At 48.0% G+C, this 223-nt stretch carries 1 protein-coding gene; it reads right to left on the minus strand.

Features of this window, described 5'->3' with window-relative positions:
• A partial coding sequence (locus AAC854_RS23780; RefSeq protein WP_340619202.1) for an ISAs1 family transposase occupies positions 1-223 on the minus strand: 223 nt, incomplete at both ends.

Below are 223 nucleotides of genomic sequence, written 5' to 3' on the forward strand. Positions count from 1 at the left end.
TTGTTCCGCAATCTTCGTTTGGCATCCCATCGCATCAATTGTTATCAGGCAACCTGTGATATCCAGCAAGCGGAGTAATTTTGGGATCGCAGTGATTTCATTGGACTTTTTATCTGTCTTCAGTTGTCCCATCACTACGCCGTTCTGGGTGGCAAACGCACTCACCATGTGGAGCATCGACTGCCGATTCTTGCCATCATAAGTTCCCCGCAACGTTTTTCCG

The sequence above is a fragment of the Xenorhabdus entomophaga genome, from assembly GCF_037996725.1.
Classification (GTDB): domain Bacteria; phylum Pseudomonadota; class Gammaproteobacteria; order Enterobacterales; family Enterobacteriaceae; genus Xenorhabdus; species Xenorhabdus khoisanae.